A 24,675-nucleotide genomic window follows, 5' to 3' on the forward strand; every position below is an offset into this window, starting at 1 on the left:
AGCGCTACCCCGACGTGCAGGGCCACCGCACCCCGGCACTCGCCGAGGCGGTGGACATCGTGCCGACGTGCCTGGAGCTCGCCGGTGTGAAGGACCCGACCTCGAGCCACCCGTGGCTGCGCGGTCGCTCCCTCGTCCCGGCCCTGGAGGACCCGGCGGGCGCCCGGGGCAAGGACTTCACGATGAGCACCTGCGACGAGGTGTGGTCACCGCAGGACTTCGCCGGCAGCGGGCAGGCCTGGAAGCGCCACGTTCGCGCCGCGCTGTCCGGGCACTTCAAGATCGCGCGCTACGTCGCGATGACCGGCAAGCCGCAGACCGAGCGTCCCGACGAGCAGGAGTACGAGCTGTACGACCTCAGCGAGGATCCGTACGAGCTGCGCAATCTCGCCAACGACCCCGCCCACAGGTCGCTGCGCGACGACCTGCTCGCCCGGCTGCACGATCTGGAGAAGGAGCGGTTCGGGCCGGTCCAGGTGCCGTTGTCGGGGCAACCTTCGACGATCGAGGCGCTGCGCCCCGATCCGTACGGTCGCCCCGAGACGCCGCTGGCCGAGCGCCCGTCGAGCCCGTCCCCGGTCGAGGGGCTTCCGGGCGCCTACGTCCAGCTGCCGATCGGCGACCCGCACCTGGAACGGCGCGTCTACGAGGCCGGAGGCGAGGAGCGCCTGCCGCAGACCGCCGACGAGTCACGCGCCATGGCCGAGGCCCGGGCGCGACACCGGGCGGCCATGCTCTGCGAGCTCGGCCCCGCGCCGAAGACCGGGGCCCGGCGATGACCGCAGCCCCGACCCGCCGCGGCTTCCTCGCCGGTGCCGCTGCGGGCGCCGCCCTACCGCTGCTGGGCGGCGCACCCGCCCCTGCCGCCACCACCGTCACCGAGACCGCCGGGCCGCTGCAGGCCCGACGCCCCACCGTCCGGCGCGGCCGCGCGATCGCGGCGAGCCGCGACGGCAAGCGGCTGGTCGTCGCCCACGACCGCCGGCGCACCATCGCGATCCACGCCACGAAGGGCTCCTCGGCACCGCGCATCGTGGACGTGGGCGGACAGCCCATGGAGGTCGCGATCTCCCCGAACGGGCGTCTCGCCGCGGTCACCACCGCGTTCTCCGACGAGCCCGGTCTCGCGATCGTCGACCTGCGCAGCGCCGCGGTGCACACGCGCGCGGACGTCGGCCCCGACCCGTTCGGCGTCGCGTTCACGGCGGCAGGCACCACCCTCGTCGTGAGCGGCGGGGAGCAGGAGGGCGCCCTGCACGTCCTCGACGCGAGGACGTTCGCCGTGACCGCGCGGCACGCGGTCGGCATCGTGCCGCGAGCCGTGGTCACCGTGCCCGGGAGCGCCACCGCGTGGGTCGCGCTGAACGGCGAGGACCACCTCTTCCGCGTGCACCTGCGCACCGGTCGCGTGACGCGCAAGCTGCGGACGCCGTGGTTGCCGGACCGGCTCGCGCTCTCACCCGACGGCGAGCGCATCCTCGTGACGCACGGCGGACCGGACGCCGACCGCGTCAGCGAGATCGTGATCGCCAGCGGCCGCGTGCACCAGCATCAGGCCGGGGCGCTGCCCAGCGGCGTCGGCTGGAGCGCCCGGGGACGGCGCGTCGTGGCGCTGGCCGGCACCGGCGAGATCGTCGTGCTCGGGCGCGGGCGCAAGCGCACCCGTCGAGCGGTCGGCGGCGAACCGCGCGGGCTCGCCATCGCCGGGGAGCGAGCGTGGACCGTCGACAACCTCACCGGCACCGTGAAGGGAGCGCGGCTGTGAGCCGCCCGTCCCCCACCGATCGACGGACGTTCCTGTCCGGCGCGGCGCGCGTCGCCGCCACCGCCGGCATCGCGAGCGTCGGTGGCGGGCTGGCCGGCGCCGCCGCGAGCGCCGCGGCCCCCGCAGGCCGGCGTCCCAACGTCCTGATCCTGATGACCGACCAGGAGCGCCATCAGGATCGCCTGCCCGAGGACCTGCCGCTGCCGGTCCGCTGCTGGCTCGACGAGAACGGCACGCGGATCGACCGCTTCCACACCTCCTCGATGGCCTGCTCGCCCTCGCGCGCCACCTTCTGGACCGGCATGTACGCGCCGCAGCAGGGCATCTACGGGACGTTCGTGCTCGGCACGCAGTTCACGATGGACCCGTCGATCCCGACCATCGGCGACCTCTTCAAGGAGGTCGGCTACCGGACCGCCTTCTTCGGCAAGTGGCACCTGTCCTTCCCCGGTGAACCGCCCACCAACGCCGAGGCCGCGCTGGACACCGCGCAGAACAACCCGCTCGGTGGCTACGGCTTCGACGACTCCGCCATCTCGCCGCCGGCGGACGTGGGGGGCTACAACGACGGCTACACCAACGACCCGGTGTGGACCGGCCAGGCCGTCTCGTGGCTGCGCGAGCACGCCAAGGACGAGCAGCCCTGGCTGTGCGTGCTGAGCCTGCTCAACCCGCACGACATCCAGTTCTACCCGCGCGGGTTCCGAGCGGACTTCAAGCGGCCCGACTACGAGCCACAGCTCGACCGGTCCTTCTACGCGGAGCCGACCCTGGACGACAAGCCGTCGAGCCAGAAGCGCTTCCGCGAGGTCGCCGCCGTGGTCGCCGGCACGCCGAAGGGCACGCAGGACGACCCCGAGTACTTCCGCGGTCAGCTCAACGTCTACTACGACCTGATCGTCGGGACCGACGAGATGCTCGGCGCCGCGGTGCGGGAGGTCATGGACGCGGGCGTCCTGGACGACACGGTGATCGTCCGCACCTCGGATCACGGAGAGCTCGGCTCGGCGCACCGCCTGCAGAACAAGGGCATCACGATGTACGACGAGCAGAACCGGATCCCGTTCACGGTCGTCTACCCCAAGCGCTTCCCGCGCGGACGGCGCTCCGCGGCGCTCGGCGAGGCCGTCGACCTCGTGCCGACGCTGCTCGACGTCGCGGGAGCCGGCGACCCGGTCGCCCGCTGGCCGTGGCTGCGCGGCGTCAGCCTCGTGCCGGCGCTGGAGAACCCGGATGCCCGCGGCCCGCGGGACTCGATCCTGTTCCGCACCGACGAGTACCCGATCACCAACGTGGGCACTGCGGTCCCGACGGCCAGCCACGTCCGGGCGATCTTCGACGGCCGTTACAAGTTCGCCCGCTACGTCGCCGTCGCCGACCAGCACTTCGCCGGCCGCGAGCTGCTCGACAGCCAGGAGCTCGAGCTCTACGACACCTGGAACGACCCGGACGAGATCCGCAACCTGGCCAACGACCCCGGCTACCTCACCCTCACGCGGGAGATGCTCGCGTGGCTGTACGAGCGCGAGGAGGTGAAGTTCCGGTCGGTGGTCCTGCCCGCCTACGGCGAACGTCCGCTCGTCACCCACATGTACGAGCCGCCGAGCACGAACGCGTCGGCCAACACCATCCCCAACCCATGGGTCGGCGCGCAGCCCGGCAACTACGTGACGGTCCCTGCCGCGCAGCCCAACCCGGCCCGCTTCCTCTACGAGGGCGGTCTGCCCGACCCGATCGGCGGAGCCGAAGCCAATGCGGCGCACGCCGCCGACCTCGCGCGCTTCTTCTGCGCGCTGACCCCGACCGCCTGACGCGCGCCGCGCCGAGAGACCCCACGCCATGCTGACCCGATACCTCCCGCTCGCCGTCGCCGGTCTGTGCGCGCTGGCACCCGTCCCGGCGCTCGCCCAGCAGCCGGCGATCCCGATCCCGGGACCGCTCGACGGGCCGCTGCCCGAGTTCACGGGCGAGCCCGCGGCCGCCCAGCCGCTGCCCGGGCCGTACCCGCCCGCCAACCCGGCGCTCGCCCCCGACGGACGGAGCGGCAGCGGCCTCGCGGCCGGGAACGGGGCGGCGTCACCGATGCGCGGCCCGCTCGGGAACGGCACGACGCGCTCGAGCACCCTCGCGTTCGGGACCTGCGCCTCGCTGGCCTTCGACGCGAAGGACCGGCTGCTGGCGGTGTGCAACGGCGTCGTGGGACCGGCGCTGCGGCTGTTCGACCCCACGTCGCTGGCCACGCTCTCCTCGGTCACGCTGCCCCCGCGCCAGGGTCCCGACCGCGGTGACCTCGCGGGCGGCACGCACTTCCTGGTCCGGGCCGACGGCACGCTGCTCGTGCCCACGAACGCCCGCACCCTGCTGACGGTCGCGGCCGACGGCGACACCCTGGAGCAGACCGGGTCGCGCGACCTGTCCGGCGTCCTCGCGAAGGGCGAGCGTCCGTTCGCGATCGCCGCCGGGTACGACGGCCACGACTGGCTGACCGGCAACCAGGGGTCCGTCGTCACCCTGCCGCGCGACGGCGGCCCGCCGCGCCGCCTCGACCTGCGCGAGCCGATCGCCGAGGATCTCGCGACCGACCCGTCCGGGGCCTACGTCGTCACCCGCGACGCGCTGTACCGCCTGCAGGCACGCGGCGACGGGACACCACGGGTGGTGTGGCGCCAGACGCTGCCCTCGACCCTGACCGACGCGAAGGCCGGTCGTGTCCACCCCGGGCCCGGCACGCCCCCGGTGATCGTCGCGGGAGGCTACGTCGCCGTCGCCGACGGGCTCAACCCGCCGCGCGTCACCGTGGCGCGGATCTCCGGCCGCGCGTCACGCCGCCTCGCGTGCGCCGTGCCCGTGTTCACCCCCGGCAAGGCGAGCGTGGAGGCGCACCTCGTCGTCGCGGGACGCTCGATCGTCGTCGCCAACGCCTACGGGTACGAGAACCCCGGCACCACCGAGCTGGGCGGCACGACCGTCGGCGGGCTGGCGCGGGTCGTCGTCGGCAAGCGCGGCTGCCGCGTGGCCTGGACCAGCGACGAGATCTCGCCGTCGGCGCAGGCCGTCGTCTCGCGCGCGACCGGGCTCTACTACACCCTCGTGAAGCCCCCGGGGGTACCCGACGCCTGGAACCTCGCCGCGATCGACTGGCGGACGGGGACACCACGCTTCGCGGCACTCGCCGGCGAAGGCCTCGGTCACAACAGCGAGGGTGGAGCGATCGCGCTTGGTCCAGACGGCGCGGCGTACGCCGGCACGTTCGGCGGCGTCGTGCGGTTCGCCGACGCGCCGTAGGCGCACGCTCCACCCTCGCACGAGGTCACCCGACCGGTCGCGCCAGCCGGCGCATCACCGGGCGTTGTGCACCGCACACAGCCCGCCACCTGCCGGGTTCGTCCGCCGCGGACGTTGTCCGGAGCCGCGCGATGAGCGAGGCTGGCCACCATGGCCACCGTCACCCAGCTCCGTCCGACGACCGTGGATCCCGTCGTGCTGCTCGTGGATGCACGCACGCCGACGGAGCACGATCTCGTGGGCGCGTGGGCCCGCGAGCACCATCCCGGCGCGGAGATCGTCGACCGCAACGATCCGGCGCTCGGTCGACGCCTCGAGCGCGGCGACGACCCGCTCGTCGTCCCCGTCCGGGTCACGTGGCTGCCGCGCGAGCGCGACGGTGACCGCAGGGTGCGGGCCTCGGACCTGCTGGCGCTGACCAACCCTCACCGGCCGTGGTCGCGACTGCAGCCGCGGATCGCCCGGCGCGAGCCCGACCGGGCGCGCGTGACCGCCGGCGAGCCGGCGCACGCCATGGAACTGCGCCAGCGGTTCCGCTCGGAGGCGGGACGGGCGGCCAGCGGCGAGGCGTTCGCCGCGTTCGTCGCCCGCCAGGCGACGCTGGCGTGCGAGCGGGCCGAGCGCCAGGTGATCGGTGACCGCTACAAGGTGCCGCGTCTGGTGGCCGAGCAGATCACGGCGTCGGCGACGTTCCGCGAGAAGGTCGCGACCCTCGCCGAGCGGCTCGACCGTCCCTACGAGGAGGTCCTCTCGAACGCCACGAGCTGCCTGCAGGAGGTCGCGGCCGTCCAGAGCCGTCTGGCGATCGACACGTGGCGGGTCTTGATGCGGCCCATGCACGCCAAGGCCTGGGACGTCGACGTGGACGTCGAGAGCCTGGAGCGGCTGCGCGAGATCAACCGGCGAAGCCCGCTGGTCTTCCTGCCCTCCCACCGCTCCTACTCCGACCCGCTGGTCCTCGCGCAGGTGCTGCACGACCACGACTTCCCCCGCAACCACCTGCTGGGCGGAGCGAACATGGCGTTCTGGCCGCTGGGCCCCCTGGGCAAGCGCGCCGGGATCATCTTCATCCGGCGGACCTTCGGTGACGACGCCGTCTACAAGCTCGCCGTGCAGGAGTACCTCGCGCACCTGGCGGCCAAGCGCTTCAACATCGAGTGGTACCTGGAGGGCGGACGCACCCGCACCGGCAAGCTGCGACCGCCGAAGTTCGGCCTGCTCGCCTACCTCGCCCGGGCGCTCGACGACCCGCGGGTGGACGACGTCACGCTCGTACCCGTCTCGCTGGTCTACGACCAACTGCAGGAGGTCGGGATGATGGCCGCCGAGCAGGCGGGCGCCAAGAAGCAGTCCGAGGGCCTGAAGTGGCTCGCCGACTACGTCCGCGCGCAGAGCACCAACGCGGGCACCGTGCAGGTGCGCTTCGGCGACCCGTTCTCGCTGCGGAACGCCCTGGAGGAGGCCGGGGAGGGCCACGCTCAGCTCGAGAAGGTGGCGTTCCGGATCTGCGACGGCATCAACCGCGCGACGCCGCTGGCGTCGACCTCGCTCGTCACGCTCGCCCTGCTGGGCACCCGCGATCGCGCCCTGACCCTCGACCAGGTGGCACGGGTCGTCGAGCCCCTGCTGATCCACGTGCAGCGCCGCGGCATCCCCGGCCCGGTGGCCGAGCTGCGACGCCCGGCCGCGGTGCGCGCCGTGCTCGACGCACTGGTGAGCGCGGGCGTGGTCGAGTGCTTCGACGGCGGCACGGAGCCCGTGTGGTCGATCGCGCAGGGCCGCCACCACGTCGCCGCCTTCTACCGCAACGGCGCGCTGCACCACGTGATCATCCGGGCGATCGTCGAGCTCGTCCTGCTGCGACTGGCCGCCGAGCCGCGGGACGGCGACCCGATCGAGGCGGCGCAGGCCGATGCGCTCGCCCTGCGCGACCTCCTCAAGTTCGAGTTCTTCTTCCGCGACAAGGACGGGTTCCTGCAGGAGATCGCCGAGGAGCTCGAGTACATCGATCCGCAGTGGCGTGAGCAGGTGACCGACCGGTCGGGTGCCGCGCAGCTGCTCTCGGGCCGCACCACGCTGGTCGCGCACCGGGCCCTGCGGTCCTTCCTGGACGCCCAGCTCGTGGTGGCCGAGCAGCTCGCCGAGACCCCCAGCCGGCAGGCGATCGAGCCCGCCGCCTTCTCCGAGCGGTGCCTGGGGGTCGGGCAGCAGATGCTGCTGCAGGGCCGGCTGCACGGTGCGGAGTCGGTGTCGAAGGAGCTGTTCGACGCCGCCCTGCGCCTGGCCGCCAACCGCGACCTCGTCGACCCGGGCCGCGACGACATCCGGCGCGCGCGGGAGGCGTACCGCGACGAGGTGCAGGACGTGGTCGAGCGCCTGATCCGCATCGGCGAGCTCGACTCCGCGCTGCTCGAGGGGGTGCTCGACGATGAGTCTCGATGAGCGGCTCGCTGCGATCGCAGCGGCCCCCGACGGGCCGCAGGTCGGCGCGTTCTTCGACTACGACGGCACCGTCATCAGCGGCTACAGCGCCCAGGCGTTCTACCGCCATCGGATGCTCGGTCTCGACATCGGCCCGATCGAGCTGGCGCGCACGCTGCTGATGAGCGCCCAGGGCATCGAGTCCCCCGAGGACTTCGCCGCGTTCCTGGAACTGTCGCTCGGCGCCTGGAAGGGCCGCCCGATCGAGGAGATCGAGGAGCTCGGCAACTCGCTGTTCAAGCACGACATCGCCAGCCGCCTGCACCCCGAGGCGTGGGCGCTGGTGCGCGCGCACCAGGCCAAGGGGCACACGGTCGCTCTCGCCTCCTCGGCCACGCGGTTCCAGGTCGAGCCGATGGCCCGCGAGCTGGAGGTCGAGCACGTCCTGTGCACGCCGGTCGAGGTGATCGACGGCATCGTCACCGGCAGGACCTCGGGACCACCGCTGTGGGCGGGCGGGAAGGCCCGCGCCGTCCTCGAGCTCGCCGAGACCGAGAGCATCGACCTCGACGCGTCCTTCGCGTACTCCAACGGCGGCGAGGACATCGAGTTCCTCGACACGGTCGCCCATCCCGTCGCGGTGGCCCCCCACAAGCTGCTGCGGGCCGAGGCCGAGCGCCGCGGCTGGCCGATCCTCGAGTGCGTCTCGCGCGGGGGGACGCCCGGGATCAAGGAGGTCGCGCGCACCGCGGGCTTCTACGGGGCGTTCGCCGCCGCGTTCGGTGCGGGCGTGGGCCTCTCGCTGCTGAACCGACGCCGCGACACGCTGCTGGAGATCACGGGCGGGGTGGGCGCCGACGTGGGGCTCGCGCTGGCCGGCATCGACGTGAAGGTCGTGCGCGGCCACGAGCACCTGTGGTCGGCGCGGCCGTGCGTCTTCGTGTTCAACCACCAGAGCAAGCTCGACCCGATCCTCGTGATGAAGCTGCTGCGCGGCGGCTTCACCGGCGTGGCCAAGAAGGAGGCCAAGAACGTGCCGGGCTTCGGGCAGCTCTTCCAGCTCGCGGGCGTCGCGTTCGTCGACCGCGGCAACACCGAGCAGGCCAAGCAGGCCATGGCGCCGGCCGTCGAGAAGGTCCGGTCCGGGATGTCCCTGGTGATCGCGCCCGAGGGCACGCGCTCCGCGACGCCCCGGCTGGGCCGGTTCAAGAAGGGCCCGTTCCACATCGCCATGCAGGCCGAGGTGCCGATGGTGCCGATCGTCATCCGCAACGCCGGCGAGGTGATGTGGCGTGGGGCGCAGACACTCCGTCCCGGGACCGTCGAGGTGACCGTCCTTCCGCCCGTGGACACGTCCTCCTGGACGGTGGAGACGATCACCGACCACGTCGACGACGTGCGCGGCATGTTCCTCGACACGCTCGCCGACTGGCCCACCGGACCCCGACTGGAGCTGCACGCATGAGCCGCCCGATCCAGGTCGCCGTGCTGGGAGGTGGATCGTGGGGCACCACGGTCGCCTCGCTGGCGGCGCTCAACACGCCGACGCTGCTCTGGGCCCGCAACCCGGAGACGGCCGCGGAGATCAACGAGCAGCACACGAACTCGCGCTACCTCGACGACCGCGAGCTGCCCGGATCGCTGCGCGCGACCTCCGACCTGCGCGAGGCCGCCGAGTACGCCGATGTTCTCGTCGTCGGCGTCCCGTCGCACGGCATCCGCGAGGCCCTGGCCGAGGCCGCCCCCCATGTGCGTCCGTGGGTGCCCGTCCTGTCGCTCGCCAAGGGCCTGGAGCAGGGCACGCGGCTGCGGCCGACCGAGGTGATCGCCGAGGCCCTGCCCGGGCACCCCGTGGGCCTGCTGGCCGGCCCGAACCTCGCGCGGGAGGTGCTCGACGGCATGGCCGCGGCCGCCGTCGTGGCGGTGCCGGACGCCGCGGTCGCCTGCTCGCTGCAGCCGCTGTTCTCCGGGCGGCGCTTCCGCGTCTACCGCAACCAGGACCTGCTCGGCAGCGAGATGGGCGGGGTCCTGAAGAACATCATCGCGATCGCCGCCGGCATGGCCGAGGGCCTCGGTGTCGGGGACAACACCCGCGCGATGGTCCTCACCCGCGGGCTGTCGGAGATCACGCGCCTGGGCGTGGCGATGGGCGCGGAGGAGCGCACGTTCGCCGGCCTGACGGGCCTGGGCGATCTCATGGCGACCTGCATGAGCCCGCTGTCGCGCAACCGCCGCGTGGGCGAGGAGCTCGCCCGGGACAAGCCGCTGGACCAGATCATCCAGGAGATGGGCCAGGTCGCCGAGGGCGTCAAGACCGCCCGGACGGTGATGGAGCTCGCCCTGGAGCACGACGTCGTCATGCCGATCGCGGCCGAGGTCGACGCGGTCGTCAACGAGGGCCGCCACCCGCGTGAGGCCTACCGCGGCCTGCAGCGCCCGGCGGCCGAACACGAATACCACGAGGTGGCGTAGATGCCCGACCAGCCCGGAACCTGGGGACAGGCCCGCGAGATGAACGCGCTCGAGGCGCTGATGTGGCGCGCAGAGGGCGACCCGCGCCTGCGCTCCACCATCTGCTCGCTCGAGCTGCTCGACTGCACCCCGGACTGGGATCGGTTCGTCGCCGCGGTGGACTGGGCGACGCGGCTCGTGCCGCGGTTCCGCCAGCGGGTCGTGGAGCCCGCGCTCGGGCTGGGCAACCCGGCCTGGGTCGTGGACCGCGACTTCGATCTGCACTACCACGTCCGTCGCGTCCGCCTGGCCGGTAACGGGGACTGGTGGGAGACGCTGCGCGTCGCGGAGCAGATCGCCATGACCCCGTTCGACCGGTCGCGGTCGCCGTGGGAGGCGGTCCTGATCGAGGGCCTGCCGGACGGCAAGGCCGCGTTCCTGCTGAAGCTCCATCACGCGACGACCGACGGCCTCGGCGCCGTCCAGCTGCTGTCGATGCTGCACTCGACGACGCGCGAGCCGAACCTCGGCAAGCCCCAGCCGCTGCCGCCCGAGGCCGAACGCACGACCCCGACCGACGTGCTCGTCCGGCAGGTCGCGCGTGACGCCGCCGGCGTGCCCGGTGCGATCCGAGGCGCGCTCGGCAGGCTCGGCGGCCTGCGTCGTCCCGACCGCGCCGCCCGCGAGACCGCGCGGTTCGCCCGGTCGCTGCAGCGGGTCCTCGCCGACCCCGACGCCAAGGGCTCCCCGCTGCTCGCCGACCGCAGCCTCTCCTGGCGCTTCGCGACGCTCGACGTGCCGTTCGCGCCGCTGCGCGCCGCGTCCAAGACCGTCGGCGGCTCCGTCAACGACGCGTTCCTCGCCGCGGTCCTCGGCGGCTACCGCCGCTACCACGAAGCGTTCGGGCAGCCCGTGGACCGGATCCCGATCGCCATCCCGATCAGCGTCCGCAAGGCCGACGACGCCGAGGGCGGCAACGCGTTCGCCGGCGCGCGGTTCGCGGCGCCCGTGAGCATCGAGGACCCGACCGAGCGGATGCAGGCGATCGGCGCGATGGTGCGCAAGGCCCGCGAGGAGCCGGCGATCGCCGCCCTGGGCCTCGTGGCTCCGGCGCTCTCCCGCCTGCCCGCCCCGCTGATCTCGCAGATCGCGGGCAACATGACCAAGGCCAACGACCTGCAGGCCTCCAACGTCCCCGGCATCCGCGAGGACCGCTACGTCGCCGGAGCCCGCATCGAGAAGGCCTACCCGTTCGGCCCGCTGCCGGGCTGCGCCGCGATGGTCACGCTCGTCTCCCACCTCGACGGCTGCTGCATCGGCATCAACCTCGATCCCGCCGCGATCACCGACGAGGAGCTGTTCGTCCGATGCCTGCGGGAGGGCTTCGACGAGGTCCTCGCGCTGGCAGCGCCTCCCGCCACCCCCGACCCCGAGCCGACCCCCGTCCAGGAGACCGTATGAGCACCACCGAGATCGCCATCGCCGGCACGCGCGGCACCGTCCACGTGCACGTGTGGCCCAACGACGACGCCCGTTACGTCCTGCTGCTCGCGCACGGCTACGGCGAGCACGCCGGCCGCTACGACCACGTCGCCCGGGCGCTCGTGGCGCACGGCGCCGCCGTCTACGCCCCCGACCACCACGGCCACGGCCGGTCCGAGGGCGAGCGGGCACTCGTCGAGAACATCGAGCACGCGGTGAGCGACCTCGACCAGGTCGCGGACATCGCCCAGGCGGCCTACCCGGGGCTGCCGGTCGTGCTCCTGGGCCACTCGATGGGCGGGATCATCGCGACCCGCTACGCCCAGCAGCACCGCGAGAGGCTGAGCGCCCTGGCGCTCTCCGGCCCGGCCATCGGCGGCAACCCGAACTTCGAGCAGCTGCTCGGCATGGACCCGATCCCGGAGATCCCGATCGACCCGGCCACGCTCTCCCGTGACCCGGCCGTCGGCGAGGCCTACGCCGCCGACGAGCTCGTCTACCACGGACCGTTCAAGCGCGAGACGCTGATGGCGATGTTCCGGGCGATCGAGAACATCGCCACGGACGGCACGCTCGGGTCGCTGCCCGTCGTCTGGATCCACGGCGACCAGGATCAGCTCGCACCGCTGGACGTGACCCGCCAGGCGATCGAGAAGATCCGCGGCGAGGAGCTCGAGGAGCACATCTACGTCGGCGCGCAGCACGAGGTGCTCAACGAGATCAACAAGCACGAGGTGATCGAGGCGATCACCTCCTTCGTGGACAGATGGCTGCCTGACAACGACGACGACGCCTGACAGGATCGGCGCATGGCTCGACTCGGCATCCTCACCGGCGGCGGCGACTGCCCCGGCCTCAACGCGGTCATCCGTGCCGTCGTGCGCAAGGCGGCGCGCGACGGGAACGACGTGGTCGGCTTCGAGTACGGCTGGGCGGGCGTCCTGGCCGGCGAGGCCCGGCCGCTGACGATCGAGACGACCGCGGGCATCCTGCCGCGTGGCGGCACGATCCTCGGCTCGTCGCGGACCAACCCCTACAAGAAGGGCGAGAGCGGGACCGACGCCGTCCGCGAGGGCATGGCCAAGTTCGACGTGGACGTCCTCGTGCCGATCGGCGGCGAGGACACGCTCGGGGTCGCCGCACGCCTCGACGCCGACGGCGTCCCGGTCATCGGCGTCCCCAAGACGATCGACAACGACCTCGCGGGCACGGACTACACGTTCGGCTTCCAGACCGCGGTGCAGATCGCGACCGACGCGATCGACCGCCTGCACACCACGGCCGAGTCGCACAACCGGGTCATGATCCTCGAGGTGATGGGACGCCACGCGGGATGGATCGCGGCGCACTCCGGGATGGCGGGCGGAGCGGACGTGATCCTGGTGCCCGAGCGGCCGTTCGACATCGACGAGGTCTGTGAGGCCCTGCGCCGGCGCCACGCGCGCGGACGCACGTTCTCCATCGTGGTCGTCTCCGAGGGCGCGACGCCCAAGGAAGGCACGATGAGCACGCACGGCTCGGGTGCGACCGACGCCTTCGGCCACGTCCGGCTCGGCGGCATCGCCGTGGAGCTCGAGCGGGAGATCGAGGCCCGCACGGGGTACGAGTCGCGCATGACGATCCTCGGCCACGTGCAGCGCGGGGGCACCCCGACCGCGTTCGACCGGGTGCTGGCCACGCGCTTCGGCGTCGCGGCGGCGACCGCGGCGGGCGAGGGTCGCAGCGGGGTCATGGTGGCGCTCAAGGGCGCCGAGATCGAGGAGGTCCCGATCAGCGACGCGCTGTCGGAGATCAAGCTGCTCGACGACGCGTTCTTCGAGACCGCCGAGGTGTTCTTCGGCTGAGCGCGAGGGCTGGGCCGGCGCGCCGCTCAGGCCTCGCGGCTGCGCCCGCCTTCGCATCCCTCCACGCACCGCGGCACCTTGCCCGCGAGCTGCAGGACGCGTCGCATCACGCGATGGGGGCGGTCCGACGTGGCCCCGAACATGTTCGGGCACCCCCCGGGGATCACGTCGATGCCGTGCTCGTGCGCGACGTCGACGGCCTCGGCCGACAGGCTGCCCGGGCCCAGCCCGCGGTGCAGCCACACGCGCGGCACGCTCGCCGCAGCACAGTCCTCGACGACCGCCGCGGACACGTCCGCGGGTGTCACCACGACGGCGCCGTCGACGGCCTCGGGGAGCGCGCGCACCGAGGCGTAGCACGGGTCGCCCTCCACCTCGGTGGCCGCCGGGTTCACCGCGAAGACCCGGTGGCCGGTCTCGCGCAGGCGCCGGTAGATGAGATTGGCGGGCTGCCTGGGATCGCGCGACACGCCCACGACCGCGAGGCGCTCCTGGGCCAGGAACTCGGTCGCCGCCGACGCCAGGGGGATGGTGCTCATGGCACGGCAGTGTCCGTGACCGCAGGGGGTCGTTCATCCGCGACGGTCCCGCGAACGGCTGCGGAGATCTACGGGGAGCGCGGCAGCCGGCCGCGCCGGCCCTCCGCGATACTTCCAGGGATGAGCGGACGCCCGGCGGAGCAGGCCATCGACGACGTGACGCGCTGGCTGGGCATGCGCTTCACGGCCAGCGGCGTCACGGAGCTCGACGTGCGCCCCGAGCTGTTCAACCCGGCGGGGCTCGTCTCCGGTCCCGTGGTGATGGCCCTGGTCGACTACGCCATGGCGACCGCGCTGTGGGTCGAGGTGACCGAGACCGAGGACATCGCGACGACCAACATCTCGATCAACTACATCCGCTCCGCGCGGGCCGGGATCATCCGGGCGACGGGGGAGCTCGACCGTCGCAACAGCCGGTCCGCGTCGCTGCGGGCGGAGGTCCGCCACGAGGACGGCACGCTGCTGGCCACCGCGGTCGGCTCGTTCGCGATCTTCGCCCGCCGGATGCCCGGCGCGGCGGTCTGACCGTCGGCCAGCGGGTCCTGGGTCCCCGGTCCCTCTCGAAAGGGGGATCAATCCACCGCCGGGGGCCGATGCGCGAACGCTGTCGCACCACCTAGGCTGTGCCGGCGTGATGTCGCTCGCGACGTGCGCCAGACAGCACCCTCCCTCATCCCACGGTGCGGTGGTGGTTCGAACAGGGGCCACCACCTCACCGCGGGTGCACTACATGAGGTGCTCCATCGCCTCCATCGGGTCGCTGAAGAGCATCAGCGCGTCGTCGGTGGCGACGAGACGTCCGTAGTGGGTCGACATCTCGTGCTGGATCGCGTAGCCGTCGATCTCGAAGCCGAGCTCCTCGCTGACCTCGTCGAACTCGATGACGAGCCGGTCCTTCGCGCGGACGTCCCAGAACGCCGGCTGGGCGATGACCTCGACGCCCGGGCGACGGCGCATCACGGCGGCGACCGCGTCGCCCTCCTCGCTGCGCGACATCACGATGCCGACGTAGTCGTAGGCCCCGGAGTCGTCGGCGGCGGCCTCCTCGGCGGTCGGGAAGCCCTGATCGGAGCTCATCACGCGACCTCCGCCGTCACGAGGTCCTCGACGCCGCAGCGCGCGTGGAAGGTGGCCGCGTCGCGGGCCACGCGGCGTACCGACTCGTCGAGGTCCAGGCCCCCCGGGATCTCCTGCGCGTAGCCGTCGGCGAGCACGGCGAGCGCCTCGCGCGCCTGCGGGAGCCAGTCGTCCAACCACCCCTCGATGGTGTCGCGGTTGTGCGCGCCGTGCTCCTCGTCGGCGAGCAGCTGCCCGATGAGCGCGGCGGTCCAGTCGGCGATCCAGTCCCACTCGAGCTGGCCGGTGCGCGCGATCGACGGCGTGACGGTGTCCCCGTTAGCGGACGCCGCCCGGATCCCCAGCTCACGCCGCAGGAACACGCCGACGGTGGGCTCGAAGCAGAGGTTCACCGCGACGAGCACCTCCATCCAGTCCTGCGTGGCCCGCAGCCGCTCGAGCAGGCGGCGCGTCGGCTGCCAGATCGGGTCCTCCAGGAACCGCTCCTGCGCGGCATCGATCGAGAAGTCCCCGAAGTGCGGTTCGAGGTCCATCCCGTACAGCACGATCGCCTGGGCGAGCCGCTGCTTGAGCGACGCCTGGAAGGTGACCGCGTGGGCCAGCGAGTCCGACAGGCAGTCCCGGGCGATCACCGCGGTCGTCAGCCACAGCCCCTGCTCGACGTAGGCGGGGATCTGCAGGTTGGTGCGCAGGAACTCGACCCACTCCGGGGAGAAGTCCTCGTACAGGCGGTCCGACGCGGCGCCGCCGACGGCCCCCTCGATCTGCTTCTCGTAGCTCGTCCCCACCTGGTAGAAGGTCCGCTCCCACTTGGCTCCCGGGTCGCGGAACGCGTACCAGTCGCCGCAGCGGATCGCGGTCGAGCGGTCGTCCCAGGTGCCGCGCCCGTCCTCGAAGGAGACGAGCCAGTCGCGCTGCATGTGGCGGTGCGGGGACGGCTGCGTGTCGCACGTCACGTCCTCGTACAGCGAGGCACGCCGCTTCGCGGGCGTGAAGTACTGGAAGCTGCGCAGCTCGTCGGCGCCGCGGGTCTGCTCGGGGTCCCGGGAGAGCTTCTTGGCGGGGGGCGTGCTCATGTGGTGCTCCTGTCGCTGACCGCGGTGGTGAACTTGTCGTAGTGGACCTGCTGGGCGTCGAGCCCGCGACCATCGACCAGCAGGTCGATCGCGGCGTCGACGAGCGGGGGTGGGCCGCAGAGGTAGGCCTCGACGTCGGCGGCGAGGCCGCCGTCGAGGAACGCCTGTCCGACGGCCTCGTGGACGAACCCCTCGGGACCGTCCCAGGCGCAGTCGGGCGTCGCGTCGGACAGCACGGCGGTGAACGCGAAGTCCGGCAGGCGCTCGCCGAGCGCGGCGATCTCGTCGAGATGGAACAGGTCGGCGCGGGTCCTCGCCCCGTAGAAGAAGCGCACTGGCCGATCACAGCCCTCCGTCGCCATCTGGCGCAGGATGCCGAGCTGCGGGGCCATCCCCGAGCCGCCGGCGACCATCAGGATCGGACGATCGGTGCTCCGCAGCCGGAACGCGCCGTAAGGGCCGGTGAAGCCGAGCTCCGTCCCCGGGCCGATCTCCCCGGACTCGAGCATCCCCGCGATCCGCCCGCCGTCGTAGCGCTTGATCATCAGCTCGAGCGTGCTGCCGTCGGGCAGGTTGGCGAGCGAGAACGAGCGGCGCTCGGCCCCGTCCGTGCCGGGGACGTGGACGTCGACGTACGCGCCGGGGGAGAACGCGAAGTCCTGGGGCTCGGTGACGCGCAGCACGAGCCGGGTGATGTCGTGGGTGAGCGCCTCGACGGACTCCACCACCGCGCGGCCGTCGCGCAGCTCGTGGTCCATCTTGTAGCCGTCGGGGTCGAAGTGCAGCAGCTCGATGACGAGGTCCTCGTCGGGCATCGCCCGGCACAGGAGCGAGTACCCGTTCGCCTCCTCGGACTCCGAGAGCGCGAACGTCGAGTACTTCTTCAGGGAGACCTCACCCTCGAGCAGGTAGCACTTGCAGGCGGAGCACTGCCCCTCCTTGCACCCGTACACGAGGTTGAACCCCTGGCGGAACGCCGCGTCGAGGACCGTCTCGTCCTCGTCGCAGTCGATCTCCTCGCCGATCGGTTCCAGGACGACGCGAGCCATGCCCTAGAGCAGGGTCGCGTCGCCGACCATGTCGGCCAGCAGCGGGTCGTCACCGAACGTGTGCACGCCGGGGACGTGATGGTTGCCGGTGGGCAGGCCCAGGCGCTTGGCGGTGTTGATGTTCGGGGACTCGATCGTGACGTCGGCGGCCTTGAGATCTGCGAGCGTCCAGCGCTTGTCGTCGTGCAGGTGCGGCTGGGCGATGCAGGTGTGCCCGTCCTCGCGCACGAACCCGAGGTGCCGCACGACCTCGCTGAGCTCCCAGCCGTGGTAGCGGTCGAACCAGTTGCGGTCGCCGGTGTAGCGGCCGGGGTTGGACTCGTCCAGCCAGCAGCACTCCTTGGAGCAGTAGAAGCGCGTCTTGTTGTCGACCACCCGGTGGACCTGGTCCTCGTCGACGACGCCGGGCATCTGGCAGGTCCAGCACATCGGCGGCGCGTCGGCCAGGAAGCCCGACAGCAGCAGCGACTTCTCGGCCGGGTCCGTCAGCTCGGCGAACGCCTCCCAGAAGAAGCCGTACTCGTCGTACCAACCCGGGTACTTGCGCTCGAACCACTCGAAGTCCTTCTCGGTGAGCGGATCGAAGCGCCAGAAGTGCAGCGGCCAGGACGCGAAGCCGAACATCGCGACCTTGTGGTGCAGGCCCTTGACGATCCGCTCGCGGGCACGCTCGAACATGTCCGGCGGCACGTTGAGGCCGAGCTGGCCGAGCTTCAGCACGTACGCGCGGTACCAGTCGTCGCGGATCCAGCGGTCCCACTTGTCCAGGAAGGACTCGTTGTCGGTGCGCTCGGTGGAGAAGTACTCCATGACCGCGGCGCTGAAGACGTCCAGGAACGCGTGGTTGATCCAGAACGCCTGCTGCAGGTCGCGCTCGATCAGCGGCGCGTTGCGGTCGTCCTGCAGGACGGTGAGCAGGGTGGCGTACCCGTTGGAGATGTGCCGCGCCTCGTCGGACTGCACCGAGAGGTAGGTGGTCGGCAGCGTGAAGTCGCCGTTGCGGGCCGCCACGTCGGGCAGGGCGACGAACGCCACGTTCGTGAACGCCGTCTCGGCCACGACCTGCAGGGTGAAGGCGCACTGGATCGGGTCGCCGACGATGAAGTGGCTGAGCATGTTCATGCCGGCGCTCGTGATGAAGTCGCGCTGCATGCCCTGGCCGCCGATGTGCCAGCCGGCCGGGTCCGGCGAGTGCTTGCCGTACCAGCGGGCGAGGCTCATCTGCATGCCCGTGTGGCGGACCTCGTCCACCATCTGCACGTGGTAGCCGTTGCGCAGCTCCGGGTTGGGGATCGCGTCGATGAGCATCGACATGCACCGGGCCGCCCCGACCTCGGCGTAGTTCGTGACCTGCACGAACGGCTTCATGATCTCCAGCCACCGCTCGGACGCCTTGTTCGGCATGTCCGCCCGCACCGCCGCGTCGAACCCGCCGTAGACGCGCTCGTCCTTCTCCAGCTCCATCGGCAGGTACTCCCGCATGATGTGCTTCATCGGGTCCTTGGCCTTCTTGGGCAGCTGGTACCGCGTCGGGTAGCGGACCGCAGGGTCGTGGTACGTCGGATCCCATCCGAGCTGGGAGATGCGCTCGTGGGTCTGCGTGATGCTGCGGCGGCGCGGCTTGGTAGCGGACATGCGAACGATCCTCTTCGACGCACCCTCGCGCGCGCATCGGCCATCGGCGGACTCTTTGTCCGACCTTCGGTGGAGAGAGCCTCCCCCGAAAGTCCCTGGCCCGCCATCGCGCCCGCTACCGTAGACCGATGCGGGAGGACCGGGTCGGCCACGGCAGTTCCCTGCGCCGGGTCCAGGAGGCGCTCGCCCGGCTGCGCTCGATGGAGTCCTGCCGCCAGATGATCGACACGGCGACGTCGGAGCTGTGCCGGACGTTCGGGTTCGATCGCGCGGTGATGTTCCGCGTGTCGGGGTCGGAGCTCGTCGGTCTCAGCGTGCACATCCCCAAGGACCCGGCGTGGGCGCAGGAGCTCCTGGAGCTCACCGATCGCGTGCACCTGCCCCTCAAGCACATGCTGTTCGAGACCGAGATGCTGCGGCGGCGACGCGGCATGATGCTGCTGGACGCACCGAACGACCCCCGCGCGTTCAAGCCGCTGGTCGACGGCTTCCGCACCCGCTCCTACGTCGCCGCGCCGATCATGCCCTCGGATCGCGTGATCGGGTTCCTGCACGCCGACCACTACTACGAAGGCCGCGATGTGGACGACCACGACCTCGACGTCCTCGGGGCCTACGCGGAGGGCTTCGGCTTCGCGTTCGAGCGCACGAGCCTGCTGGAGCGGGTCCGGGCCCAGCGCGAGCACGCCACGCGCCTCATGAGCACCACCAGCGCGCTGATGGACGACGTCTGCCACTCCGAGGTGCAGCTCGTCGACGAGCACCACGAGATGACCACGGCGCTGCACACACCCTCGGCCCCGGTGGTCGTGGCCCCGGACTCACGGCTGGCCTCGCTGCTCACCCGCCGCGAGCTCGAGGTGCTGCAGCTCATGGCCGACGGCCACACCAACGGCGGCATCGCCACCCGCCTGGTCATCAGCGAGGGCACGGTGAAGTCGCACGTCGGGCACGTGCTGCGCAAGATGCGCGCGGCGAACCGCGCCGAAGCCGTGTCGCGGTACCTGCGCATGGCGCAGCGTCCGGAAGTGGTCTGAGCCGCGGCGTGGCCGGCGGTTCCGCCGGGTCGGGCCGGCGGCCCGGTCTACGGCGCCATCTCCGGGAAGTCGGGATCGATGATGCGCTGATCGATGATCTCGTTCGCCCGGTCGGCCGGGATGTCGGAGCCCGAGCGGGTGACCTGCAGGACGCGGCCGCTCGCACGCAACCCGGTGAGCGGCGAGTTCGTCACGGCCTTGCCGCTCGGCGACAGCTCGGCGATCCGGCCGTCGATCACGGTGAAGATCGTGCCCCGCTCGCCGAACGCCAGGCCCCCGGTGCCCTTGAGGGCGCCGATCGTCCCGCGACCGACCTTGCGGTCGGCCAGCCCGACCCTCCCGACCTTCTGGGTGGCTCCGCGCCGCAGGTACAGGCGGCCCTTGTTGTCCACCGTGGCCGACATGGGCCCGGAGCCCTCGAACAGGGCCTTGGACAGCCGCTGGGCGGACCCGATCTGCGTGAGCGTCTCGGGGTTCACCTTGCGCAGGTTGCGATCCGTGGTCACGACCACGAGCCGTCCCTTGCCCAGTCCGTCGCCCGGATCGAACGACATCGCGCCGACCGCCGAGGACAGCTTCATGCGCTTGGCGTCGCCCTTCTCGCTGCCGGGGTCGAACTGCACCAGCTCGTTCTTGCCGGCCACGAACACGCGCCCACCCGTGGGGTCGATGTCGAGCTGCGTGGCACCCGTCGGCGCATCGCCGAGCACCCGGGTCTCCCGGGTTCCGACGCCGATCACGCGGACCGAGCCGTCGCCCTTGCGGATGTACGCGATCTCGCCGGTGGCGGGCAGGAACGCGGCGTCGAGCACCGGCTGGGACCGCGTGCCGACCGTGAACTTCTTGGGCTTCAACTCCGACGGCGCGGAGACGCCCCGGTTGTTGAAGGAGACGCCGGGGAAGACCTGGACGCTGGAACCGTTGGTCATGACCGCGATCACCGGGTAGGCGACGAGCAGCGAGTCCCAGATCCTGGTGTTGCCGGAGGCGTTGACGTCGCCGTAGCGCCAGCGGAAGATCCCCTGGTTCGGGTTGAACACGCGCGTGAGCTCGACGCTCTTGCCCTCGGTGGCCGACTGGCGGTAGCGGTCCTTGTCCCCGCCCTCGGCCGGGTCGGCGTTGCTGGCCGGGTCCGAGACCACCAGCGTCGCGGACTTCGACAGCGGGCCGTTGCCGCGGACCTCTCTCACGGTGACCGCGTGCCCTCCGGGCCGCGAACCCCAGGTGGCCGTGTTGGAGAAGGCGCCGCCCGGGGTTTCCGAGTAGGAGGAGAACGCCCCGTAGACGATCGACGCGGTCCCGCCGGCAGCGAGGATGTTCGCCACCTGCTTCGGGCCGGCGAACCCCGGGGACGACGTCGTGATCGACATGTACACCTTCGGGAAAAGGGGGCGGACGGCGTTGAAGTACTTCAGGACGGTTCCCCAGTTCGTGCCGCACCCTGCGTCACCGGTCACGACGTCCTTGCCGAGCGTCTTGATCGCCAGCGTCGCCGCGTTGTAGGCGGCGACCTCGGCGCCCGGGTAGGGCTGCTGGTTCAGGTAGTTCGCCGGCGCGACGTCGGGCCGCGGGAGGTAGCCGGCGCGGGCGTCCCACGCGAAGGCGCGGGGGACGTTGCCCTGGACGCCCTTGCCGACGTAGTAGCCGAGCAGGTTGGTGAAGCTCGTCGGGACGCAGTGGCAGCCTCCGTTGCCCTGGAGCGCGAGGGAGAGGTTGACCGGCCCGATCTGCAGGTTGTTGACGTTGATCGTGCGGCCATCGCCCTGGAGGATCCCGGCGGTGCGTCGCTGGTCGTAGTCGGGCATCCCGCACAGCCGGCTGACGAAGGAGTTCGCGTTGGAGGTGAACTGCGGGGTGCAGCCGGCCTGAGCGCCGGCGGGACTCGTGCCGAGCAGGGCGCCTCCGGCACCCAGGACGATCGTCGTGCAGGCGCCCAGCGCCACCCTGCGCAGCCGTGTGCTCATCGGTGCACCGTATCCGCGGGCAGCGAGCACGTCATCGGGGTAGACCCTGAAATCCTGGCGCGCGTCCGACGGGACCGGACCGGCGCGGCGGCTACCCTCGGGGAGTGATCCGAGCCGTTCCCGCCGTGGCGGGCCTCACCTTCCTCCTCGCCTTCGCGGTGGCCGATCTGACCGGCGTCCGACCGCTGGGCGGCCTCGTCCTCGTCGCCGGCGGCGCCTGGTGCGCCTGGACCGCGCGTCCGGCGATCGGCTCGGCACGGACCGCCGTCCTGCTGCTCGTGGCCCTGGCGGCCTTCGTGCTGTCGCACCCGCTGGGCGACGTGCTCGGCGCCTGGCCCGCCGTGGTGGTGGCGGCCGCGGGGGTCACGCTCGTGGCGACCGCGCTCGTGGCGCCGCGGGCGACCGTCCCCGCCTGAGCAGGTGACCGCGCGTGATCCTCGGGCCGTAGGCTTGCGGCCATGAGCGAGGAGACGACGGGCGACCAGGTCGCGCTGATCACCGGTGCGGCGAGCGGCCTGGGCCGTGCGGTCGCGACGGCGCTGGCGGCCCGCGGGACCAAGGTGATGGTCGCCGACATCGACGAGGACGGTGGGCGCGCCGTCGCGGAGGAGCTGGACGCGACGTTCGTGGCGTGCGACGTGAGCGACCTGGATGCGAACGTCGCGGCGGTCAGGGCGACCGAGGTGACCTACGGCGGCCTGGACCTCGTCTACCTGAACGCCGGGGTCGCCACCGGCTTCGGGCTCGGCGAGGACTTCGACGTGGACCGCTACCGGCGTGTCATGGGCGTGAACCTCGACGGCGTGGTGTTCGGCGTGCACGCGGCACTGCCGGCCCTGCGCAGGCGCGGCGGCGGGGCGATCGTCGCGACCGCCTCGCTGGCGGGCCTCACGGCCGTGCCGTTCGATCCGCTCTACGCCGCCAACAAGCACGCGGTCGTGGGCCTCGTGCGATCGCTGGGACCGCTCGACCAGGAGGGCATCCGCGTGAACGCGGTCTGCCCCGGGTTCGCCGAGTCGAAGATCATCGAGCCGATCCGTGAGGGGCTCGCGCAGGCGGGGCTGCCGATCATCCCCGCCGAGCAGGTCGCCGACACCGTCCTCACCCTGTTCGACGGTGAGATGAGCGGCGAGTGCTGGTTCGTGCAGGCCGGCCGCGATAGCGCGCCGTTCGGCTTCCGGGGCATTCCCGGCCCGCGCACCTGACGCTCTTTGTCGCAGGACACCAACTCTGCCCGGGCGGTTGCCGCCGAACCTCCTACGAGTGGGTGCGGCCGGCGGCATAGGGTCGGTCCTCCAAGCACGTCCCAGGAGGAGCGATGGCAGAGCTGGAGGGCAAACGAGCCCTGATCACAGGCGCCGCGACCGGGCTCGGTCGCGCGATCGCCGAACTGTTCGTGGAACGCGGGGCGACCGTGTTCCTGACGGACATCAACGAGGAGGGTGTCGCGGCCACCGCCGACGAGCTCGGCGCCGCCGGCTCCTGCAAGTGCGACGTGGCGTCGTCCGCCGACCAGGAGGCGCAGTTCGCCGCCGCGGTCGAGGCGATGGGCGGGCTGGACCTCGTCGTCAACAACGCGGGCATCGAGATCGCGTCCATCCTGGTCGAGCAGTCCGAGGAGGACTTCGACCGGATGATGGACATCAACGTCAAGGGCGTCTGGCTCGGCATGAAGCACGCGACGCCGCACCTGGTCGCCGGTGGCGGCGGGACGATCGTGAACATGTCCTCGGTGGCCGGGGTCGGGGGCGCACCGCTGCTCGGCTCCTACTGCGCCTCGAAAGCCGCGGTCATCCAGCTCACCCGCGTCGCCGCCGTCGAGCTGCGGGCGCACAACATCCGCGTCAACGCGGTCTGCCCGGCGTTCATCGACACCGCCATGGTGGACCGCCTGGTCGCCCCGGTCGAGGCGCTCACCGGCCTGCCGTTCGAGGACCTCACGGCCCTCAAGCAGGGCCGACGGGGTACCCCCGCGGAGGTCGCCGAGATGACGGCCTTCCTGGCGTCCGACGACGCATCCTGGACCACCGGGTCCCACTACGTCCTGGACAACGCACTGACTGCGGGGTTGCTCTGATGGCTCAGCTCGAGAACAAGGTCGCCATCGTCACCGGCGCCGGGCAGGGCATCGGCAAGGCCGTCTCCGAGGCGCTCGCCGCCGAGGGTGCGACGGTCGTCGTCTCGGACATCAACGCTGACGCCGCAGCATCGGTCGCGCAGGCGATCGGTGGCAGCTCGTTCGCCGCGGACGCCAGCAGCGAGGCCGACGTGCAGGCACTCGTCAAGCATGCGGTCGACACGCACGGGGGCCTCGACATCATGGTCGCCAACGCGGGCATCGCCCACATGGCGCCCCTGGTCGGCCAGAGCCTCGAGGAGTGGCGCAAGGTCACCGCGATCAACCTCGACGGCGTGTTCCTCGCCACGCGCTACGGCGCGCCGGTGATCGCCGAGGGTGGCGGCGGCACGATCGTCAACATCGCGTCGATCACCGCGCAGGCGGCGGCGCCGCTGATCGGCAGCTACGCGGCGGCCAAGGCGGCCGTCGTCTCGTTGACGCAGACCGCGGCGATCGAGCTGCGTGACGCCGGCGTCCGGGTCAACGCGATCTGCCCCGGCTTCATCGACACGCAGCTGGTCAACGACCGCAAGGCGGACTTCGAGGCGCTCGGCCTGCCGATGCCCTTCGACGATCTCATCGCCGCCAAGCAGGGCCGCTACGGCACGCCCGAGGAGGTCGGCAAGCTCGCCGTCTTCCTCGCGGGGCCGCGGTCCTCGTTCTCCTCCGGTTCGGCCTACGTGCTGGACGGTGGCGCGCGGGCGTCGGTGCTCTAGACCCCTCGGGAACCCGTGACGTGATCTCGCCTGCGTCTGAGACGGCGCGGGCGAGGTCCGTGATGGGGTGGTGCCGGCGCGCGTGGCATGCTGCGTCGGTCGATGGACTCCTCGACCCGTATGGCTCGCAGCGCCACGCCCACGATCACCACGCTGCGCCCGCGATTGCCCGACGGCCTGAGCACGACGGTGCACGTCGCAGCGCTCCCTCTCGA

The 24,675-nt window shown here is 72.0% G+C and carries 21 protein-coding genes and 1 pseudogene; 16 read left to right on the plus strand and 6 right to left on the minus strand.

The features are described 5' to 3' along the window. The 10 genes and pseudogenes from ABYE80_RS04375 to ABYE80_RS04420 all read left to right on the plus strand — a co-directional run. Positions 1–779 (plus strand): annotated as a pseudogene (locus ABYE80_RS04375) (hypothetical protein); the annotation flags it as partial. Next, positions 776–1,765, plus strand: coding sequence for a hypothetical protein (locus ABYE80_RS04380; RefSeq protein WP_372788970.1), 990 nt, complete (start codon positions 776–778; stop codon positions 1,763–1,765). The pseudogene ABYE80_RS04375 and the gene ABYE80_RS04380, both read left to right, overlap by 4 nt. Next, positions 1,762–3,576 (plus strand): sulfatase-like hydrolase/transferase, encoded by a 1,815-nt coding sequence (locus tag ABYE80_RS04385; RefSeq protein ID WP_372788973.1) that lies wholly within the window; start codon positions 1,762–1,764, stop codon positions 3,574–3,576. Before ABYE80_RS04380 ends, ABYE80_RS04385 begins: the two co-directional genes overlap by 4 nt. Positions 3,577–3,604: 28 nt before the next feature. Then, positions 3,605–5,050, plus strand: a complete 1,446-nt coding sequence (locus tag ABYE80_RS04390; RefSeq protein ID WP_372788975.1) for a hypothetical protein — start codon at positions 3,605–3,607, stop codon at positions 5,048–5,050. Between the two features lie 150 nt (positions 5,051–5,200). Next, entirely contained in the window at positions 5,201–7,492 is a 2,292-nt protein-coding gene (locus ABYE80_RS04395) for a glycerol-3-phosphate 1-O-acyltransferase (RefSeq protein WP_372788977.1), read from the plus strand. After that, positions 7,479–8,936 (plus strand): HAD-IB family hydrolase, encoded by a 1,458-nt coding sequence (locus ABYE80_RS04400; RefSeq protein ID WP_372788979.1) that lies wholly within the window; start codon positions 7,479–7,481, stop codon positions 8,934–8,936. The genes ABYE80_RS04395 and ABYE80_RS04400 overlap by 14 nt, the downstream gene beginning before the upstream one ends. Next, a complete protein-coding gene (locus ABYE80_RS04405) occupies positions 8,933–9,943 on the plus strand; it encodes an NAD(P)H-dependent glycerol-3-phosphate dehydrogenase (RefSeq protein ID WP_372788980.1) in 1,011 nt (336 codons plus the stop codon). Before ABYE80_RS04400 ends, ABYE80_RS04405 begins: the two co-directional genes overlap by 4 nt. Then, positions 9,944–11,383, plus strand: a complete 1,440-nt coding sequence (locus tag ABYE80_RS04410) for a wax ester/triacylglycerol synthase family O-acyltransferase (RefSeq protein ID WP_372788981.1) — start codon at positions 9,944–9,946, stop codon at positions 11,381–11,383. Beyond that, the gene (locus ABYE80_RS04415; protein ID WP_372788982.1) at positions 11,380–12,201 is read left to right on the plus strand and encodes a lysophospholipase; all 822 of its coding nucleotides are present in this window, start codon (positions 11,380–11,382) and stop codon (positions 12,199–12,201) included. The genes ABYE80_RS04410 and ABYE80_RS04415 overlap by 4 nt, the downstream gene beginning before the upstream one ends. A 12-nt stretch (positions 12,202–12,213) precedes the next feature. After that, positions 12,214–13,248 (plus strand): 6-phosphofructokinase, encoded by a 1,035-nt coding sequence (locus ABYE80_RS04420; protein WP_372788984.1) that lies wholly within the window; start codon positions 12,214–12,216, stop codon positions 13,246–13,248. A 26-nt stretch (positions 13,249–13,274) separates the two neighbouring features. Here the strand turns inward: ABYE80_RS04420 and ABYE80_RS04425 are convergent, their stop codons facing one another. Continuing rightward, on the minus strand, positions 13,275–13,787 hold the full coding sequence (locus ABYE80_RS04425) for a CoA-binding protein (protein ID WP_372788985.1): 513 nt from the start codon (positions 13,785–13,787) through the stop codon (positions 13,275–13,277). Positions 13,788–13,907: 120 nt separating this feature from the next. Here ABYE80_RS04425 and ABYE80_RS04430 point away from each other — a divergent pair, with 120 nt between their 5' ends. After that, on the plus strand, positions 13,908–14,312 hold the full coding sequence (locus ABYE80_RS04430) for a PaaI family thioesterase (RefSeq protein ID WP_372788986.1): 405 nt from the start codon (positions 13,908–13,910) through the stop codon (positions 14,310–14,312). 201 nt (positions 14,313–14,513) lie between these two features. Here ABYE80_RS04430 and ABYE80_RS04435 read toward each other — a convergent pair whose 3' ends face one another. From ABYE80_RS04435 to ABYE80_RS04450, 4 genes are read right to left on the minus strand one after another with little or no spacing between them, the layout of a single operon-like run. Then, on the minus strand, positions 14,514–14,864 hold the full coding sequence (locus ABYE80_RS04435; RefSeq protein WP_372788987.1) for an MmoB/DmpM family protein: 351 nt from the start codon (positions 14,862–14,864) through the stop codon (positions 14,514–14,516). Continuing rightward, on the minus strand, positions 14,864–15,940 hold the full coding sequence (locus ABYE80_RS04440) for a hypothetical protein (protein WP_372788989.1): 1,077 nt from the start codon (positions 15,938–15,940) through the stop codon (positions 14,864–14,866). Before ABYE80_RS04440 ends, ABYE80_RS04435 begins: the two co-directional genes overlap by 1 nt. After that, a complete protein-coding gene (locus ABYE80_RS04445; protein ID WP_372788990.1) occupies positions 15,937–16,989 on the minus strand; it encodes an NADH:ubiquinone reductase (Na(+)-transporting) subunit F in 1,053 nt (350 codons plus the stop codon). Before ABYE80_RS04445 ends, ABYE80_RS04440 begins: the two co-directional genes overlap by 4 nt. 3 nt (positions 16,990–16,992) lie before the next feature. Continuing rightward, entirely contained in the window at positions 16,993–18,624 is a 1,632-nt protein-coding gene (locus tag ABYE80_RS04450) for a methane monooxygenase (RefSeq protein WP_372788991.1), read from the minus strand. 128 nt (positions 18,625–18,752) lie between these two features. Between ABYE80_RS04450 and ABYE80_RS04455 the strand changes: the two genes are divergently transcribed. Beyond that, positions 18,753–19,661 (plus strand): LuxR C-terminal-related transcriptional regulator, encoded by a 909-nt coding sequence (locus ABYE80_RS04455; RefSeq protein WP_372788993.1) that lies wholly within the window; start codon positions 18,753–18,755, stop codon positions 19,659–19,661. Between the two features lie 47 nt (positions 19,662–19,708). Here the strand turns inward: ABYE80_RS04455 and ABYE80_RS04460 are convergent, their stop codons facing one another. Next, positions 19,709–21,625: a hypothetical protein gene (locus ABYE80_RS04460; protein ID WP_372788995.1), complete on the minus strand. Its 1,917-nt coding sequence runs from the start codon at positions 21,623–21,625 to the stop codon at positions 19,709–19,711. 104 nt (positions 21,626–21,729) lie between these two features. Between ABYE80_RS04460 and ABYE80_RS04465 the strand changes: the two genes are divergently transcribed. The 4 genes from ABYE80_RS04465 to ABYE80_RS04480 all read left to right on the plus strand — a co-directional run bounded on the left by ABYE80_RS04465 (position 21,730) and on the right by ABYE80_RS04480 (position 24,460). Continuing rightward, positions 21,730–22,041 carry a hypothetical protein gene (locus ABYE80_RS04465; protein ID WP_372788996.1) on the plus strand — a complete coding sequence of 104 codons (312 nt, stop codon included), beginning with the start codon at positions 21,730–21,732 and terminating at the stop codon, positions 22,039–22,041. Positions 22,042–22,083: 42 nt separating this feature from the next. Then, positions 22,084–22,830 (plus strand): SDR family NAD(P)-dependent oxidoreductase, encoded by a 747-nt coding sequence (locus tag ABYE80_RS04470; protein ID WP_372788997.1) that lies wholly within the window; start codon positions 22,084–22,086, stop codon positions 22,828–22,830. A 113-nt stretch (positions 22,831–22,943) separates the two neighbouring features. Continuing rightward, positions 22,944–23,702, plus strand: a complete 759-nt coding sequence (locus ABYE80_RS04475; RefSeq protein WP_372788999.1) for an SDR family NAD(P)-dependent oxidoreductase — start codon at positions 22,944–22,946, stop codon at positions 23,700–23,702. Continuing rightward, on the plus strand, positions 23,702–24,460 hold the full coding sequence (locus ABYE80_RS04480) for an SDR family NAD(P)-dependent oxidoreductase (RefSeq protein WP_372789001.1): 759 nt from the start codon (positions 23,702–23,704) through the stop codon (positions 24,458–24,460). Before ABYE80_RS04475 ends, ABYE80_RS04480 begins: the two co-directional genes overlap by 1 nt. Positions 24,461–24,675: the final 215 nt, after the last annotated feature.

The organism is Paraconexibacter sp. (genome assembly GCF_041602235.1).
GTDB lineage: Bacteria > Actinomycetota > Thermoleophilia > Solirubrobacterales > Solirubrobacteraceae > Paraconexibacter.